The sequence below is a fragment of the Streptococcus sp. 27098_8_76 genome, assembly GCF_041432315.1.
Taxonomy (GTDB): Bacteria; Bacillota; Bacilli; order Lactobacillales; family Streptococcaceae; genus Streptococcus.
In genome coordinates, this window is sequence record NZ_JAPVZI010000003.1 from 147,796 (window position 1) to 162,770 (window position 14,975).

Here is a 14,975-nt window from a genome sequence, read left to right on the forward strand (position 1 = left end):
GACACGCTTTAGTTTGATTGTTTTTGACTGTTTTATCAGGTATTCCTTGAAAAAATAAGTTTGAAACCTTGGTTAAAAGGGTTTCGTTTCATTATCTTTCATGTTTTCGTGAAAATTTGATTGATTTCCTGCATTTATTTTATGACAAACGTTTGACAGTTTTTTCTCTTTTTTAACATAAAAGTCTTGCTTTTTTTTCCGAAAACGGTTACTATTAAAAGTGATAAGATTTTTGGAGGAATGAAAGAATGGAATGGACAACTGAGCGTCGTTACAGACTTTATCAAGATTGGACGCAAGAAGAAATTAAGAATATTAAGGAAAATATGGCACAATCTCCATGGCATACTCATTACCATGTTGAGCCAAAAACAGGACTCCTAAACGACCCAAATGGCTTTTCTTACTTTGATGGAAAGTGGATTGTTTTTTATCAGAACTTTCCTTTCGGTGCCGCCCACGGTTTGAAATCTTGGGTGCAATTGGAAAGTGAGGACTTAGTTCACTTCACGGAAACTGGTGTCAAAATTTTGCCTGATACTCCATTAGATAGCCACGGTGCCTACTCTGGTTCTGCCATGCAGTTTGGCGATAACTTATTCCTATTCTATACAGGAAATGTTCGCGACGAAAACTGGATCCGTCACCCATACCAGATTGGGGCTTTGATGGATAAGGATGGCAAGATTACGAAGATTGACAAGATCTTGATCGATCAGCCTACAGACTCTACCGACCACTTCCGCGATCCGCAAATTTTTAACTTTAAGGGGCAATACTATGCTATCGTCGGTGGACAGGACTTGGAGAAAAAAGGCTTCGTCCGTCTCTACAAAGCTATTGACAACGACTACACAAACTGGCAAGCTGTTGGCGACCTTGACTTTGCTAACGACCGCACTGCCTACATGATGGAATGTCCAAATCTGGTCTTTGTAGGCGAGCAACCTGTCCTTCTCTACTGTCCACAAGGATTAGATAAGGATGTTCTAGATTACGACAATATCTATCCAAATATGTATAAAATCGGAGCTTCCTTTGACCCTGAAAATGCCAAAATGGTAGATGTGTCTCAACTTCAAAACATGGATTATGGTTTTGAAGCCTATGCAACTCAAGCCTTCAACGCTCCTGATGGACGTGCTCTAGCAGTTAGCTGGCTTGGTTTACCAGATGTTTCTTATCCATCTGACCGTTTTGACCATCAAGGAACCTTCTCTTTGGTCAAAGAACTGACTATCAAAGACGGTAAACTCTACCAATACCCAGTCTCAGCGATCAAGGACCTTCGTGCGTCTGAAGAAGCCTTCTCAAACCGTGCTCAAACAAAGAACACCTATGAACTTGAACTCAACTTGGAAGCCAATAGTCAGAGCAAGATTGTCTTACTTGCTGACAAAGAAGGCAAGGGACTTTCAATCAACTTTGACCTTGTAAATGGTCAAGTAACAGTGGATCGTAGCCAGGCTGGTGAACAGTACGCCCAAGAATTTGGGACAACTCGTTCTTGCCCAATCGATAACCAGGCTACTACTGCTACAATCTTCATCGATAACTCTGTCTTTGAAATTTTCATCAATAAAGGAGAAAAAGTATTTTCTGGTCGTGTCTTCCCACATGCAGACCAAAATGGGATCCTGATCAAATCTGGAAACCCAACTGGAACTTACTATGAATTAGATTATGGTCGCAAAACTAACTGATGTCGCCAAACTTGCAGGCGTCAGCCCAACTACCGTTTCTCGGGTTATCAATAAAAAAGGGTATTTATCTGAAAAAACCATTCAAAAGGTTAATGAAGCCATGCGGGAATTGGGCTATAAACCCAACAACCTAGCTCGTAGTCTGCAAGGAAAATCGGCTAAGTTAATCGGCTTGATTTTCCCCAATATTTCCAACGTTTTCTATGCAGAATTGATTGATAAATTGGAACACCAACTCTTCAAAAATGGGTACAAGACCATCATCTGCAACAGTGAGCACGATTCTGAAAAGGAACGTGAATACATCGAAATGTTGGAAGCCAATCAGGTGGACGGCATCATTTCGGGTAGTCACAACTTGGGAATCGAAGACTACAATCGTGTGACGGCGCCGATTATTTCCTTTGACCGAAATCTGTCACCAGACATTCCAGTCGTCTCCTCTGACAACTATGCTGGTGGAGTTCTCGCAGCCCAGACCTTAGTCAAGACAGGTGCCCAGTCTATCATCATGATTACAGGGAATGACAATTCTAATTCGCCAACTGGACTACGTCACGCTGGCTTTGCATCTGTTCTCCCCAAAGCACCTATTATCAATGTTTCCAGTGACTTTTCTCCCGTCAGAAAAGAAATGGAAATCAAGAATATCTTGACTCGACAAAGACCAGAGGCCATTTTTGCTTCAGATGACTTAACAGCTATTCTGGTCATTAAAATCGCTCAAGAACTGGGCATTTCTGTCCCAGAAGAGCTCAAGGTCATCGGATACGATGGGACCTACTTTATCGAAAATTACTATCCTCATTTGACGACTGTGAAGCAACCTTTGGAAGAGATTGCCTGCCTCACTGTTGATCTTCTCTTGCAAAAGATTGAAGGCAAGGAAGTTGCGACAACTGGTTACTTTTTACCAGTTACACTATTACCAGGAAAAAGTATTTAAGCACAAGAAAACTCAGACCAATTCGTCTGAGTTTTTTATGATCTTAAGTTTTCTAAATAACGATGGGCTGTCTCGAGATTAAAGGTTTTATCTGCGATGAGGAGCTCGACTAGGGGAACTACCTCGGATTCACTAGCTCCTGCTAGGAGAGCTAAGGATTTAGCCTGCAATTTCATGTGACCTTGCTGGATTCCTGTACTCACCAAGGCTTTGAGGGCCGCAAAGTTTTGGGCAAGTCCGATAGACACGATAAGCTGGGCTAATTCTTTAGCAGAAGGATTTCCCAGTAATTCATGACTGAGGGCTACACGAGGGTTGAGACCGATAGAGCCACCCTTGGTCGCCACAGGCATGGGCAGAGTCATCTCACCGACCAATTCTTCTCTTTCAAAGTCCAGCGTCCATTGACTAAGACCTTGGTAATGTCCATCTCGACCGGCAAAGGCATGAGCCCCGGCTTCGATGGCACGCCAGTCATTACCAGTGGCAATCAAAATCGCATCAATACCATTAAAAATTCCTTTATTATGAGTAGTAGCTCGGTAAGGATCAGCCTGCGCAAACTGACTAGCCAAAGCTATTTTCTCCGCAATCTCTCGTCCTTGATCTTTTTGGCGGCTCAAGTAACGAAAAGCGATACGACAACTTGCAGTCACCAGAGAATCGGTCGCGTAGTTGGACAGGATTCCCATAAGACTTTGCCCCTGACTGAGTTCTTCTAAGACTGGTTTCAAGGCTTCCAGCATGGTGTTGAGCATATTAGCACCCATGGCTTCCTGGGTATCGACATGGAGATAAACAACGAGAAAGTCTGTTTCGCCTTTTATCTGCTCTATATGCAAATCACGCGCCCCACCTCCACGTTTAACGATAGAAGGATAAGCTTGATTGGCAAGTTCCAAGAGTTCTACTTTCTTGCTGACAATCTGCACTTGCGCTAAATCTGGATCAGCAACTTGATAAAGGGCTACCTGCCCAATCATTTGGCGCTCATGGACTTGCGCAGTAAAACCGCCTGCACGCTTGATGATTTTGCTGGCATAGCTGGCCGCAGCAACCACAGACGGTTCTTCTGTCACATAGGGAACTGTGTATTCCTGACCGTTAACAAGAACCTCTGGGACCAGCGAATAAGGCAGAGAAAAAGTTCCCACTACATTCTCACTCAGCTGGTCTGCCACAGTCACACTCATCTGTTCATTCTGCTCCAAACTCTCTTGTCTCTCAGGACTAAGGAGCGCCTGAGCTTTTAACAGCTCGAGGCGCTCTTGGTATGATTTTTTAGAAAATCCATTCCAACTTATCTTCATTATTTTTCAACCTTGCTATAACGGCGTTGGTGGTCAACAATTTCAACCAAGGCAAAATCTTGATTTTCATAGCCAGCAAACTGGGCAGAATTTGTTTCATCTAAGTCTACTTCCTCAAAGAAGACTTTTTCATAGTCAGCAACAGACAGGGCAGTTCGTTGGTTGAGTTTGTTCAAACGGTCTTTATCCAGATAAGCTTCATATCCTTCAACCAATTCACCACTAAAGAACTCAGCTACGGCCCCACTTCCGTAACTATAAAGGGCGATTTTATCCCCAGCCTTCAAGCTATCTGTATTTTCCAAGAGAGACAAGAGTCCGAGGAAAAGGGAACCTGTATAGATATTCCCCACCTTTTGACTGTAGAGAATAGACTGGTCAAAATGGTTTTGCAAGAGGTCTTTTTTCTCTTGAGGCAAGTTCTTATCCATGATTTTTTTCAAGCCTTTTAGCGCTAATTTAGGATAAGGCAAGTGGAAGCAAACAGCTGCAAAATCATCCAAAGTAAGCTGGTAGCGTTTTTGGTATTCAAGCCAAGTCGTTTTCAAACTATCCAAGTATTGTTGGGTAGAATAGACACCATTTACATAAGGCGTTGTAGAGTAATTTGGACGCCAGAAATCCATGATATCACGGGTCTGAGCCACATTGTCATTATTAAAGGCCATAATGCGTGGATTTTGTGTAATCAACATGGCAACACTTCCAGCACCCTGAGTGGGTTCTCCTGGAGTTTCAATACCGTACTTGGCAATATCACTGGCAATGACCAAGACCTTGGACTCTGGAGAATTTTCCACATGCAATTTGGCATAATGGAGGGCAGCTGTCGCCCCATAGCAGGCTTCTTTAATCTCGAAACTACGAGCAAAAGGCTGGATGCCCAGCAAACCATGCACAAAGACGGCCGCAGCTTTACTCTGGTCAATTCCTGACTCAGTCGCCACAATGACCATATCGATTTCTTGTCTTTCTTGCTCAGTTAAAATAGAGTCACTTGCACTGGCCGCCAAGGTCACGATATCCTCAGTTAGGGGCGCAATACTCAATTCCTCGAGCAAGAGTCCTTTGCTTAATTTTTCAGGGTCAATTCCCCTCGCTTCTGCTAAGTCTTGTAATTTCAAGACATATTGACTGGTCGCAAAACCAATCTTATCAATACCGATTGTCATATTTACCTCTGTTTTATCATTCATTGTAAAAAATCGTTCTATACTATTTTATCACAAATGGCAGTAAAAGAGAGAAAAAAGACTTGATTCACCAAATCAAGTCGCTTAGTATTCTAACCATTATGCTGTTTTCGTAAGTGAGAATAAAGTCTGAGAATCACTGTTCCGCTAGCCATTCCAATAGAAATCACCAGAGCCAACATAACAACCAAGGTTGCACTAGCAATGGCATGACTGTAATCTCCCGTCACAAAAAAGGCAGTTGTTCGATAAGAAAGATAACCCGGAACCAGAGGTGCTAAGATGGCCAAGATAAAGACCACAGCAGGTGTCTTATAAAGAATACTTAAAATCTGGCTGACACAAGAACCGATAATGGCTGCAATAAAAGTAGCCACAATAACATTGGTCGGTTCCTTGAGCAAGAGATAAATCAGCCAGACAGCCATGCCCAAAATTCCTCCTGGTAAGAGCATGGACCGCTGAACATTGAGTACGATTAGAAAGGTAATAATAGCAAGAAGACTTGCCACAGCTTGTAATAAAAAGGTTGTTAGTGTCATATTAGTTCATCAATACTAAGGCGACAGAAGTTCCTGCCCCTAAAGCAAGGGTAATGAGTAGAGATTCAAACATCTTACTCATACCAGAGTTTATGTGGTTGGTCATAATATCACGAACCGCATTAGTCAAGGCAATCCCTGGTACAAAAGGCATGACCGCACCAGCTATAATCAAATCTGCCGTTGAAGGAAAGCCTGTGTAGCGAGCCCAAAACTGGGCAATCATCCCAAAGACAAAGGCTCCAGCAAAGGCTGTCACAAAGGGAATTCGGATAAACTTCTCCACATAGAGGGAAAAGGCAAAACCAAATAAGGTCGCCACTCCTGCCCCAAGTGCGTCGTAGATGTTTCCACTAAACATAACCGAAAAGAAAGGAGCACTAAAGGTCGCAGCCAAAGTTACCTGCAACTTAGTATAAGGAAGGGGCTGGGCTTGCAAGGCCTTCAATTGCTTGAAGGCTGTTTCTAAATCAAGATTTCCTCCTACCAACTGACGAGAAATCTGGTTCACATCGCAGACTTTTTCGATGTTATAAGAAGAGGAGGTCACGCGCTTCATGCGCGAAATATTGGTATTTTCAATAGAGAAAAAAATAGCGGCAGGCATGGCAAGAACATTGCAATCCACAATCCCCTGCGAATGCGCGATTCGAATCATGGTATCTTCTACACGATGGATTTCTGAACCACTTTTGAGAAGAATGGTTCCTGCTAGCATAATCACATCAATAACGGCATTTAATTCTTTTGATTCTTCCATGCTTGCCTCCTTTTATCAACTCCTTCTATTCTATCACAAATCTGGACTCAAAAAAAATCTTTGCCATGAAATCATGACAAAGATTCGTTTAATCACGAGAATTTTCGTGGTTGCCTTCACTACTTGATTGAGTAGGAGCAGGTGCATTCCCTCGTTGATTTCCTTGTTGGTTTCCCTGACTTGGTGTCGTAGTAGAACCTTGGTTTCCACGTTGGGATGGTGCTGATGATGACGTTGACGGTGGTGTTTTTGGCTTGTAAATTGAAATCTTGACACGCGTCTTAGTCAAATCAACCTTTTCACCTGCTTTTGGACTCTGTTCAACGACTGTACCCTCAGCAGTTCCATCAGGAGCTGTCGACACTTCTACAACTTCAATATTGGCTTCCTTAATCCCAACAATTTGAACAAGATTATTTTTAGTAAATTCAAGACTAGATCCTTTATAACTTGGCATAGAAACGCTGGTTACTTTCTTAGCAACGGTTAAGGTAATCGTTGAGGCCTTGCTCAAATCATAGGTTGTTCCAGCAGCTGGACTCTGTCTGAGAACAGTTCCTGCTTCACTCTCACTTGATTCCTCTTCTTCAATCTTGATGAGATTTTCAGGAACCTTCTTCTGCTTGAGTTCTGCTATAACATCTGTCGATTTACGGCCGATATAGTTACTCAATTGGAAAGATTGCTTGCCTGATGAGACAACCAAATTGATTTTCGAACCTTCTTTTCGAGTCTTTCCAGCTTCAGGATCTGTACGGATAATCCGCCCTTCTTCCACCTTTTCACTAGCCTCTGATTTCTCCTCGCCAATCTCAAAATTGGCTTTCTTGAGCGTTTCCTTGGCTTCCGCAACTGTCTGACCTGCCACATCTGGAATGGCAATGGTTGCAGGAGTTCTGGATAATATCCAAATCAGAGAGGCTGCCACTAATACAATGCTGGCCAACAAAATCATATAACGAACTCTAAATTTCCGTTTCTTAACAGGCTTGCTTGCGTAATTGTCTTCTGAAACCTGCTGACTCGGCTTCGCAGCCTGTGGCTTCGGACTTTGTGTTTGCACCTTAGGAATCGAGGTCAAGGTACTCTGGGATACCTTTGGTAGAGTCTTGGTGTCCGCCTTAGTAGTATCATTAAATACCAGTTTAGGCTCATTGCGACGATTATAAGACAAGCTACTAGACAAGTCCACATACATCTCTGCAACTGACTGATAACGATCTGTCAATTTCTTGGCAGTTGCCTTGATGACAACATTCTCCAAAGCCTGAGGCACAGATGGATTCTCATCAATAACTGACGGTAGTGGTTTCTGGAAATGCTGGAGAGCAATGGTCACCGCACTATCCCCGTCATAAGGGATATGGCCTGTCAGCATCTCATAGAAAATAATCCCCATGGCATAGATATCACTCTGTACAGTCGCCTTAGAACCACGCGCCTGCTCTGGTGACAAGTAATGAACTGAACCCAGCATAGAGTTAGTCTGGGTCAGACTCGTCTCAGCAAAGGCTACCGCAATCCCAAAGTCTGTGACCTTGGCAGTCCCATCTGGTGTCAAGAGGATATTTTGAGGTTTCAAGTCCCTATGGACAATTCCTCTGGTATGGGCCAAACGCATGGCTAGGAGGATTTGTCCCATGATACGGACGGCTTCTTCATTAGAAAGAGGATAGTGTTCCTTAATATAGCGTTTAAGGTCTAGTCCAGCAACATACTCCATTGCAAGATACTGTTGACCGTCTTCCTCACCAATATCTGTTATCCGAACGATATGAGGATGGTCTAGATCTGCCATAGCTCTCGCTTCACGCTGAAAACGAGCTACAGCTATCGGGTCCGTCTGGTAGTTGGTCCTCAGGACCTTCACTGCCACTTCTTCTCCGTCTAGAATTAAATCCTTGGCCAAATAGACATCTGCCATGCCTCCTCGGCCAATCTGTTTCACAATCCGATAGCGTCCGGCAAAAATCTTGCCGATTTGGATCATTCTGCATCCTCCTCGTTCATAGAAACAAGGGCAACCGTAATGTTGTCTAAACCTCCTGCATTGTTAGCAAAACGTACGAGCGTCGCTGTTTTATCTGCCAAAGGAATATCACTGGTTACAATATCACAAATCTCACTGCCTGAAATCATGTTAGTCAAACCATCACTATTGAGCAAGAGATAGTCACCTGGCTCAAGGGTAATCATTCCAAAATCAGGTTGAACTTCATCTTTTTGACCGATTGACTGGGTAATAATATTTTTCTGTGGATGGCTAGCTGCTTCTTCTGGCGTCAATTGACCTGCCTTGAGTAATTCATTGACCAAAGAATGGTCGCTCGTCAACTGGTGGTACTCTTCTCCACGAATCAAACCGATACGAGAATCTCCAATATGAGCATAGATAGCCTGATTGCCAATAATAGCAACAGCTTCTAGAGTTGTTCCCATTCCTTTATAGGCATCATCTTGTCCAAGTTGATGAATCTTTTGATTTTCAATCTCTAGGTAATTGGCGAACCATTCACGCACTTCATTGACTGTATCGATCTGGGTATCAACCCAAGCTATACCTAGGTCTGTTACCGCCATTTCACTAGCGATATTCCCTGCGCGATGACCTCCCATCCCATCAGCTAAAATAATCATAGTACGTCCAGCTCTATTGACATAGTGGTTGACATAGTCTTGATTATTTGTTCGTTTCTGACCAACATCTGTTAATAATGAAATTTCCATGTGTCAGTTCCTTCCTAATCCGATATCTTGCGAAATTGACTGATGAAGAATCCATCACTTCCATACAATTCAGGTGTAATGAGGATACAGCCGTCTTTCATGATATCCTTACATTCATGTTCTAGTTTTACCTGCTCGAACTCAGGATGACTTTCTAAAAACGCCTCAACGACTTGAAAATTCTCCTCTGAGACAATAGTACAGGTACTATAAGTTATTATACCACCTTTGCGTAGTGTTTGACAAACACTACCTAATATTTCTAGCTGAATTTCCTGTAAGGACGCGAAATCTGCCGTTTCTTTATTGTATTTGATATCTGGTTTTCGGCGCAGAAGACCGATTCCTGAACAGGGAGCATCCACCAAAATCTTATCAAATGAATCCTGACCAAAAAACTCATGCACCTTTCTGGCATCCAATTTTTGCTTTTGAACCCGATCTGCAATTCCTAAACGTTGAGCATTTTCTTGGATTAAGTCCAACTTGTGATCGTACAAGTCCAGAGCAGTAACCTGACCTGTCGTAAGATAAGAGGCTATATGGGCTGTTTTCCCACCCGGAGCCGCACAGGCATCTAGAACCTGCTCATCACCTTGTAAATCAAGCGTCGGAGCAACCAGCTGACTAGACTCGTCTTGAATGGTAATAGCTCCCTCCGCAAACAAATCATGGCCTGCAAAGTGCCCCTGCTCCTTAACCAGACCAAAAGGAGACAAGGATGAATCACTGGCCTCCAACAAGGTTTGTATTTCCTCTTTTCGGCTTAAATCAGTCACACGAATGCTGGCCTTGTTACGCACCAAAAGACTTTCAAAAATAGCTTGCGCTCGCTCTTCGCCGTATTCTTCCTTGAGCTTAGCAACTAGCCAAACTGGGAGAGAATAGGCAATAGAATCACGCTTGTTTTTTCGTTTGATGCTGGTGATATCTGGCCAGCCTTCACGTAGAATACGACGAAGGACGGCGTTGACCAATTTTTCACTGCCTTTTTTACGGACTTTGGCCAATTCTACTGCTTCATTGACCACAGCATGGTCTGGAATCTTGTCCAAATAGCGGAGTTGGTAGACACTCATGAGAAGAAGGACATAAAGCCAACTGTCTAACTGGTCTCTGTCTTCGATAAAGTGGGATAGGTACCATTCCAGAGTCAGTTTACGGGCTACCGTTCCATAGACCAGCTCGGTCACCAAGCCCTTGTCTGCTGTAGAAAGTTGACTTCCCTTGAGATGCTTATTTAAGGCGATATTTGAGTATGCTTGAGTGATAAAAACATCCTCTAATACTGCTAGGGCTAAACTTCTAGCCGTTTCTACTTTAGTCACCAAATCGTTCTCCTACAGTCAATGTACGTCCAACACCATTGAGGAAGGAAGCAATATCCATCTTAGGCTTACCAGCTGGCTGCACTTGTTTGAGAGACAAAGCTCCTTCTGCCGTTGCGACAATCAATTCTTTCTTGCCAATAGAGAGGATCTCACCTGGATTTCCCTGACCTTCTACAGCTAGAGCTTCATAAATCTTAAAGCGGTCGCCCTTAAGGAAAGTATGGGCAACAGGCCAGGGGTTCATGCCACGGATCTGGTTAAAGAGTTGACGATTGGTTTTATTCCAGTCCAATTTTTCTTCCTCTGGCTGGATATTTGGCGAGAAGGTAACCTGACTTGGATCCTGCGGTTCAGGTTTGATTTCCCCAGCAATATAAGCCGGCAAAGTGTCCAAAAGCAAATCACGACCAACTAGCGCCAATTTTTCAAACAAGGTGCCGACATTGTCCTCATCTGTGATCGGAATACTACGACGAGAAATCATATCCCCCGCATCCATTTCCTTAACCATTTCCATAATGGTCACACCAGCTTCCTCATCCCCTTGAATCAAGGCATAATGGATAGGCGCACCACCACGGTGTTTAGGAAGAAGAGAGGCATGAACGTTGACCGCAAAGTCCATGCTATCAAGGAGTTTACTTGGGAGAAACTGCCCAAATGCAGCAGTGATAATCCCAGTCGCTCCCAAATTCATAATCGCTTCCATCTCTGGACTTCCAGATAATTTTTCAGGTTGGTAGATAGGAAGACCTGCTTCCTTGGCAGCCTGCTTGACTGGTGTTTCTTGGATAACTTTTTTACGACCAACAGCACGGTCTGGCTGGGTTACAACGGCTAGAATTTCGTAACGGTCATCTGTCAAAAGTCCTTTTAAGACTGTTGCTGAAAAGTCGGGTGTCCCCATAAAGATTAGTTTTGTCATATCTTCTCCTTCTTATAAAAATTGCTGTGGCTCATGGTCAATGCTAAGACGGAGCTCACTATTTTCCCGTTCTTGAGTCAAGGCCAGAACCTGATTGAGGGTCGGCCCCAGCTCATCTTCTAAACGGTATTTAATTAAAATCTGGTAATGATAGAGGTTGTGGGTACGAGCAATCGGTTTTTGCGTCGGCCCGAGAATGTGACTGGTTTCAGACAAACCTGACCGCAAAATATTCATAACTTCATAGGCACGTTTGACCACCTCTTCTTCTTTCTTGTGAGAAAGGGTAATGCCAATGGTGAAATAGTAAGGTGGATAGCCAAGTTGTCGTCTAATTCCCATTTCATAGGCATAAAAACCTTCGTAATCCTGATCCTTGGCAAATCGAATAGCATAGTGTTGCGGATTGTAGGACTGGATCAAGACCTGACCAGCTTTTTCAGCCCGACCTGCCCGACCTGCCACCTGAGTCAAGAGCTGGAAGGTTCTCTCAGAAGAACGGAAATCAGGCAAATTCAAGGCCGTATCCGCATTAAGAACTCCTACTAGGGTCACATTGGGAAAATCCAAACCCTTGGCAATCATCTGAGTGCCAAGCAAGATATCCGCCTCTCCTCGTCCAAACTGGTCAAGTAAAGCTTGATGACTGCCTTTCTTACGGGTCGTATCCACATCCATCCGTAGAATACGTGCCTGAGGAAAAAGCTCTGCCAGCTCGTCATAAGCCTTCTGAGTTCCCGTCCCGTAGTAGCGAATGCTGCGGCTCTTACAGTTAGGACAAACCTGAGGAATGTCCTTTGAAAAACCACAATAATGGCAGTTCATGGTCTTGGTATCCATGTGCAAGGTCAGAGAAATGTCACAGTTGGGACAAGTATCCACCGTTCCACACTCCCGACACATGACAAAGCTAGAATAACCACGGCGATTGAGCATGAGAACCACCTGCTCTTTTTTATCCAGACGGTCTTGAATCGCTTCTAGCAAAGGGGGCGTAAAGTTTGACGTCTCATTTTGTCCGATATAGTCCCGAAAATCAATCACTTGAACCTCAGGAATCGTAGCTAGAGGATTGGCACGTTGGGTCAGACGTAAGTGTTGATAAACGCCTTTTCCAGCCCTCGCACGGCTTTCTAAGCTCGGTGTCGCGGACCCGAGGACCAGAGCCGCTTGATTATACTGGGCCCGTAAAATAGCCACCTCTCTGGCATGGTAACGGGGATTGCTGTCCTGCTTATAAGTCGCTTCATGCTCCTCATCGATAATCATAACACCTAGATTTTTCAGCGGAGCAAAGATGGCCGATCTAGCACCAACAACAACTTGAGCGTCTCCACGCTCGACCTTGCGCCATTCGTCATACTTTTCACCATTAGACAATCCTGAGTGAAGAATGGCCACCTTGTCCCCAAAACGAGCGATAAAACGCTCCGTCATCTGAGGAGTCAAGGAAATTTCAGGCACTAGCAAAATAGCTGTCTTACCCTTGTCCAAGGCTCCTTGGATAATCTGCAAGTAAACCTCGGTCTTCCCACTTCCTGTAATCCCTTGAAGGAGGAAGGGAGGCTGATGACTGCCAATCGCACTCACAACCGCATCACGCGCCTGTCTTTGCTCTGGATTTAACTCCAAAGGCTGACTTGCTTCAATTCCTTCAAAATAAGCAGCCGAGCGTTGGACTTCCTTTTGGACTATGGTAACAGCACCTTGTTCGACAAAGAAGTTGACTTGCTCCCGCGAGTAGGACTCTAACAAACTAGCCAAGGAAGCACTCTCAGGATGAGACAGCAAATAATCTCTCAATTCCAACTTTTTCTTGGCGCGCGCAGAAATCTCGACACCTTCTAATCGAGCAAGATTCACCTCATACCAAGACTGGGTCTTGACCTTCTTTTGATCGACCGCCTGATATTCCAGACCAAGCAGACCTTTTCTAGTCAAACGCATCATTTCAGCTTGCTTACCTAAATCTAGAGAAGAAAAGGCAAGCGAATCTTCTGAACCAAACAGACGATCTCGGTCTTCCTGACTCAGACCTTCCTTAGGATAGAGAATTTTGTCATAGCTGGAGTTCAGAAACCCTGGTAACATAGCCTTGAGGATGGAGATCTTGTAGGAGAAGACAGATTTACGTAACTCCTCAGCCAGCCAGAGTTGTTCTTGCGTGAGAACAGGAGAAAAATCCAGTACCTCGGCAATATCTTTTAAATCTTGACTTACCCCTTCTTCATCCACTTGAGACTCCAAACCAAGAACAATCCCTTGAATCAGGCGATTGCCCTTACCAAAAGGCACATGAACCCGCATCCCAACTTCCAGCATTCCCTCAAATTCCTCAGGAATCCTATAACTATAGGGCTGGTCCGTCTGCATCAAGGGCACATCTACAATAATCTTGGCTATGGCCATCTTCTCACCTCCTCCTTGTCAGTACATTCTTGCAATAGAAAAAATAAGATTGAGTCCCCCCAACCTTAAATTTTTTCACCATCTTCTTTTTCTTTAGCGATTTGCTCTTTGATTTTCTTTTCTTCTTCTTCTTTGCGGCGTTTTTCTTCTTCGATACGGCGACGCACTGCTTCACGTTTTCCTTCTGGATCTGGGTGAATTGTAACGTTTCCTGATTCGATTTCTTCTAAAGCGCGAAGAGTTGATTTTTCAGACTTGAAACCTTGAGTTGCTGGCGCACCTGCTTCCAATTCGTGGGCACGTTTTGCTTCCAAGATTACGAGTGAATATTTTGATGGAACCTTGTCGAGCAAGGTATCAATAGAGGGTTTTAACATCATTTGCTTGTACCTATTTTCTATATTTTATCGGGTAGTTGGAGATTTTGGTAACATCTCCTGATAGTGACCAATGACACGGTCCACTCGGAAGTGCTCTGCTTCGATCACACGTTTGACACGCTCAGCAGCTAGGGGCACCTGATCGTTGACAATCGCATAATCATACTCACGCATGAGGGCAATTTCTTCCTTGGCCTTTTCGATTCGTTGGGCAATCACTTCTGCACTATCTGTTCCACGACCTACCAAACGATCTTGCAATTCATCCAAATCTGGTGGTGTCAGGAAGATAAAGACAGCATCTGGAACCTTTTTCTTGACCTGAAGAGCGCCCTGAACTTCAATTTCAAGGAAAACATCGATTCCCTTGTCCAAGGTTTCATTGACATAGGTCAGAGGAGTTCCATAGTAGTTGCCGACATATTCTGCGTATTCCAACATCTGTCCTTGACGAATCAGCTCTTCAAACTCTTCACGAGTACGGAAGAAATAGTCAACACCATCCACTTCTCCAGGACGTTGTGCGCGTGTCGTCATCGATACAGAGTATTGAAATTGGTTTTCAGAACTCTCAAAAATCTCTCTTCTAACCGTTCCTTTTCCAACCCCTGAAGGACCAGAAAAAACGATTAGTAAGCCTCGGTCTGCCATTGTGTCTCCTTTTAGTCAGTCTGTAAAAATAAAATAAGATTTCCCTTCAGATAGTAGCATTTTGCACAAACTATCCTTCTACAGTCTTTCTATCTAGT

The 14,975-nt window shown here is 43.9% G+C and carries 13 protein-coding genes; 2 read left to right on the top strand and 11 right to left on the bottom strand.

Annotated features, from left to right (window positions below; genetic code table 11):
* Positions 1-248 precede the first annotated feature (248 nt).
* Positions 249-1,703 (top strand): sucrose-6-phosphate hydrolase, encoded by a 1,455-nt coding sequence (locus O3636_RS03165; protein ID WP_371641679.1) that lies wholly within the window; start codon positions 249-251, stop codon positions 1,701-1,703.
* Positions 1,684-2,649 (top strand): LacI family DNA-binding transcriptional regulator, encoded by a 966-nt coding sequence (locus O3636_RS03170; RefSeq protein WP_261012846.1) that lies wholly within the window; start codon positions 1,684-1,686, stop codon positions 2,647-2,649. The genes O3636_RS03165 and O3636_RS03170 overlap by 20 nt, the downstream gene beginning before the upstream one ends.
* 35 nt (positions 2,650-2,684) lie before the next feature.
* Here O3636_RS03170 and O3636_RS03175 read toward each other — a convergent pair whose 3' ends face one another.
* From O3636_RS03175 to gmk, 11 genes are all read right to left on the bottom strand, one after another.
* Positions 2,685-3,959 (bottom strand): hydroxymethylglutaryl-CoA reductase, degradative, encoded by a 1,275-nt coding sequence (locus O3636_RS03175; RefSeq protein ID WP_371641681.1) that lies wholly within the window; start codon positions 3,957-3,959, stop codon positions 2,685-2,687.
* Positions 3,959-5,131: a hydroxymethylglutaryl-CoA synthase gene (locus tag O3636_RS03180; RefSeq protein ID WP_261012883.1), complete on the bottom strand. Its 1,173-nt coding sequence runs from the start codon at positions 5,129-5,131 to the stop codon at positions 3,959-3,961. The genes O3636_RS03175 and O3636_RS03180 overlap by 1 nt, the downstream gene beginning before the upstream one ends.
* A 113-nt stretch (positions 5,132-5,244) precedes the next feature.
* Complete coding sequence (locus tag O3636_RS03185) at positions 5,245-5,694, bottom strand: threonine/serine exporter family protein (protein ID WP_020901615.1); 450 nt, start codon at positions 5,692-5,694, stop codon at positions 5,245-5,247.
* A 1-nt stretch (position 5,695) separates the two neighbouring features.
* Positions 5,696-6,454, bottom strand: coding sequence for a threonine/serine exporter family protein (locus tag O3636_RS03190; protein ID WP_000392876.1), 759 nt, complete (start codon positions 6,452-6,454; stop codon positions 5,696-5,698).
* An 88-nt stretch (positions 6,455-6,542) separates the two neighbouring features.
* Positions 6,543-8,444: a Stk1 family PASTA domain-containing Ser/Thr kinase gene (pknB, locus tag O3636_RS03195; protein ID WP_261026395.1), complete on the bottom strand. Its 1,902-nt coding sequence runs from the start codon at positions 8,442-8,444 to the stop codon at positions 6,543-6,545.
* Positions 8,441-9,181 carry a Stp1/IreP family PP2C-type Ser/Thr phosphatase gene (locus O3636_RS03200; RefSeq protein ID WP_000406242.1) on the bottom strand — a complete coding sequence of 247 codons (741 nt, stop codon included), beginning with the start codon at positions 9,179-9,181 and terminating at the stop codon, positions 8,441-8,443. The genes pknB and O3636_RS03200 overlap by 4 nt, the downstream gene beginning before the upstream one ends.
* A gap of 14 nt (positions 9,182-9,195) precedes the next feature.
* Positions 9,196-10,509 carry a 16S rRNA (cytosine(967)-C(5))-methyltransferase RsmB gene (gene rsmB, locus O3636_RS03205; RefSeq protein WP_371641684.1) on the bottom strand — a complete coding sequence of 438 codons (1,314 nt, stop codon included), beginning with the start codon at positions 10,507-10,509 and terminating at the stop codon, positions 9,196-9,198.
* The gene (gene fmt, locus O3636_RS03210; RefSeq protein ID WP_261026393.1) at positions 10,502-11,437 is read right to left on the bottom strand and encodes a methionyl-tRNA formyltransferase; all 936 of its coding nucleotides are present in this window, start codon (positions 11,435-11,437) and stop codon (positions 10,502-10,504) included. The genes rsmB and fmt overlap by 8 nt, the downstream gene beginning before the upstream one ends.
* A 12-nt stretch (positions 11,438-11,449) precedes the next feature.
* On the bottom strand, positions 11,450-13,846 hold the full coding sequence (locus tag O3636_RS03215; RefSeq protein WP_371641686.1) for a primosomal protein N': 2,397 nt from the start codon (positions 13,844-13,846) through the stop codon (positions 11,450-11,452).
* 65 nt (positions 13,847-13,911) lie between these two features.
* Positions 13,912-14,226, bottom strand: coding sequence for a DNA-directed RNA polymerase subunit omega (rpoZ, locus tag O3636_RS03220; RefSeq protein ID WP_000979235.1), 315 nt, complete (start codon positions 14,224-14,226; stop codon positions 13,912-13,914).
* Between the two features lie 24 nt (positions 14,227-14,250).
* On the bottom strand, positions 14,251-14,877 hold the full coding sequence (gene gmk / locus O3636_RS03225; protein WP_000775041.1) for a guanylate kinase: 627 nt from the start codon (positions 14,875-14,877) through the stop codon (positions 14,251-14,253).
* Between the last annotated feature and the right edge of the window lie 98 nt (positions 14,878-14,975).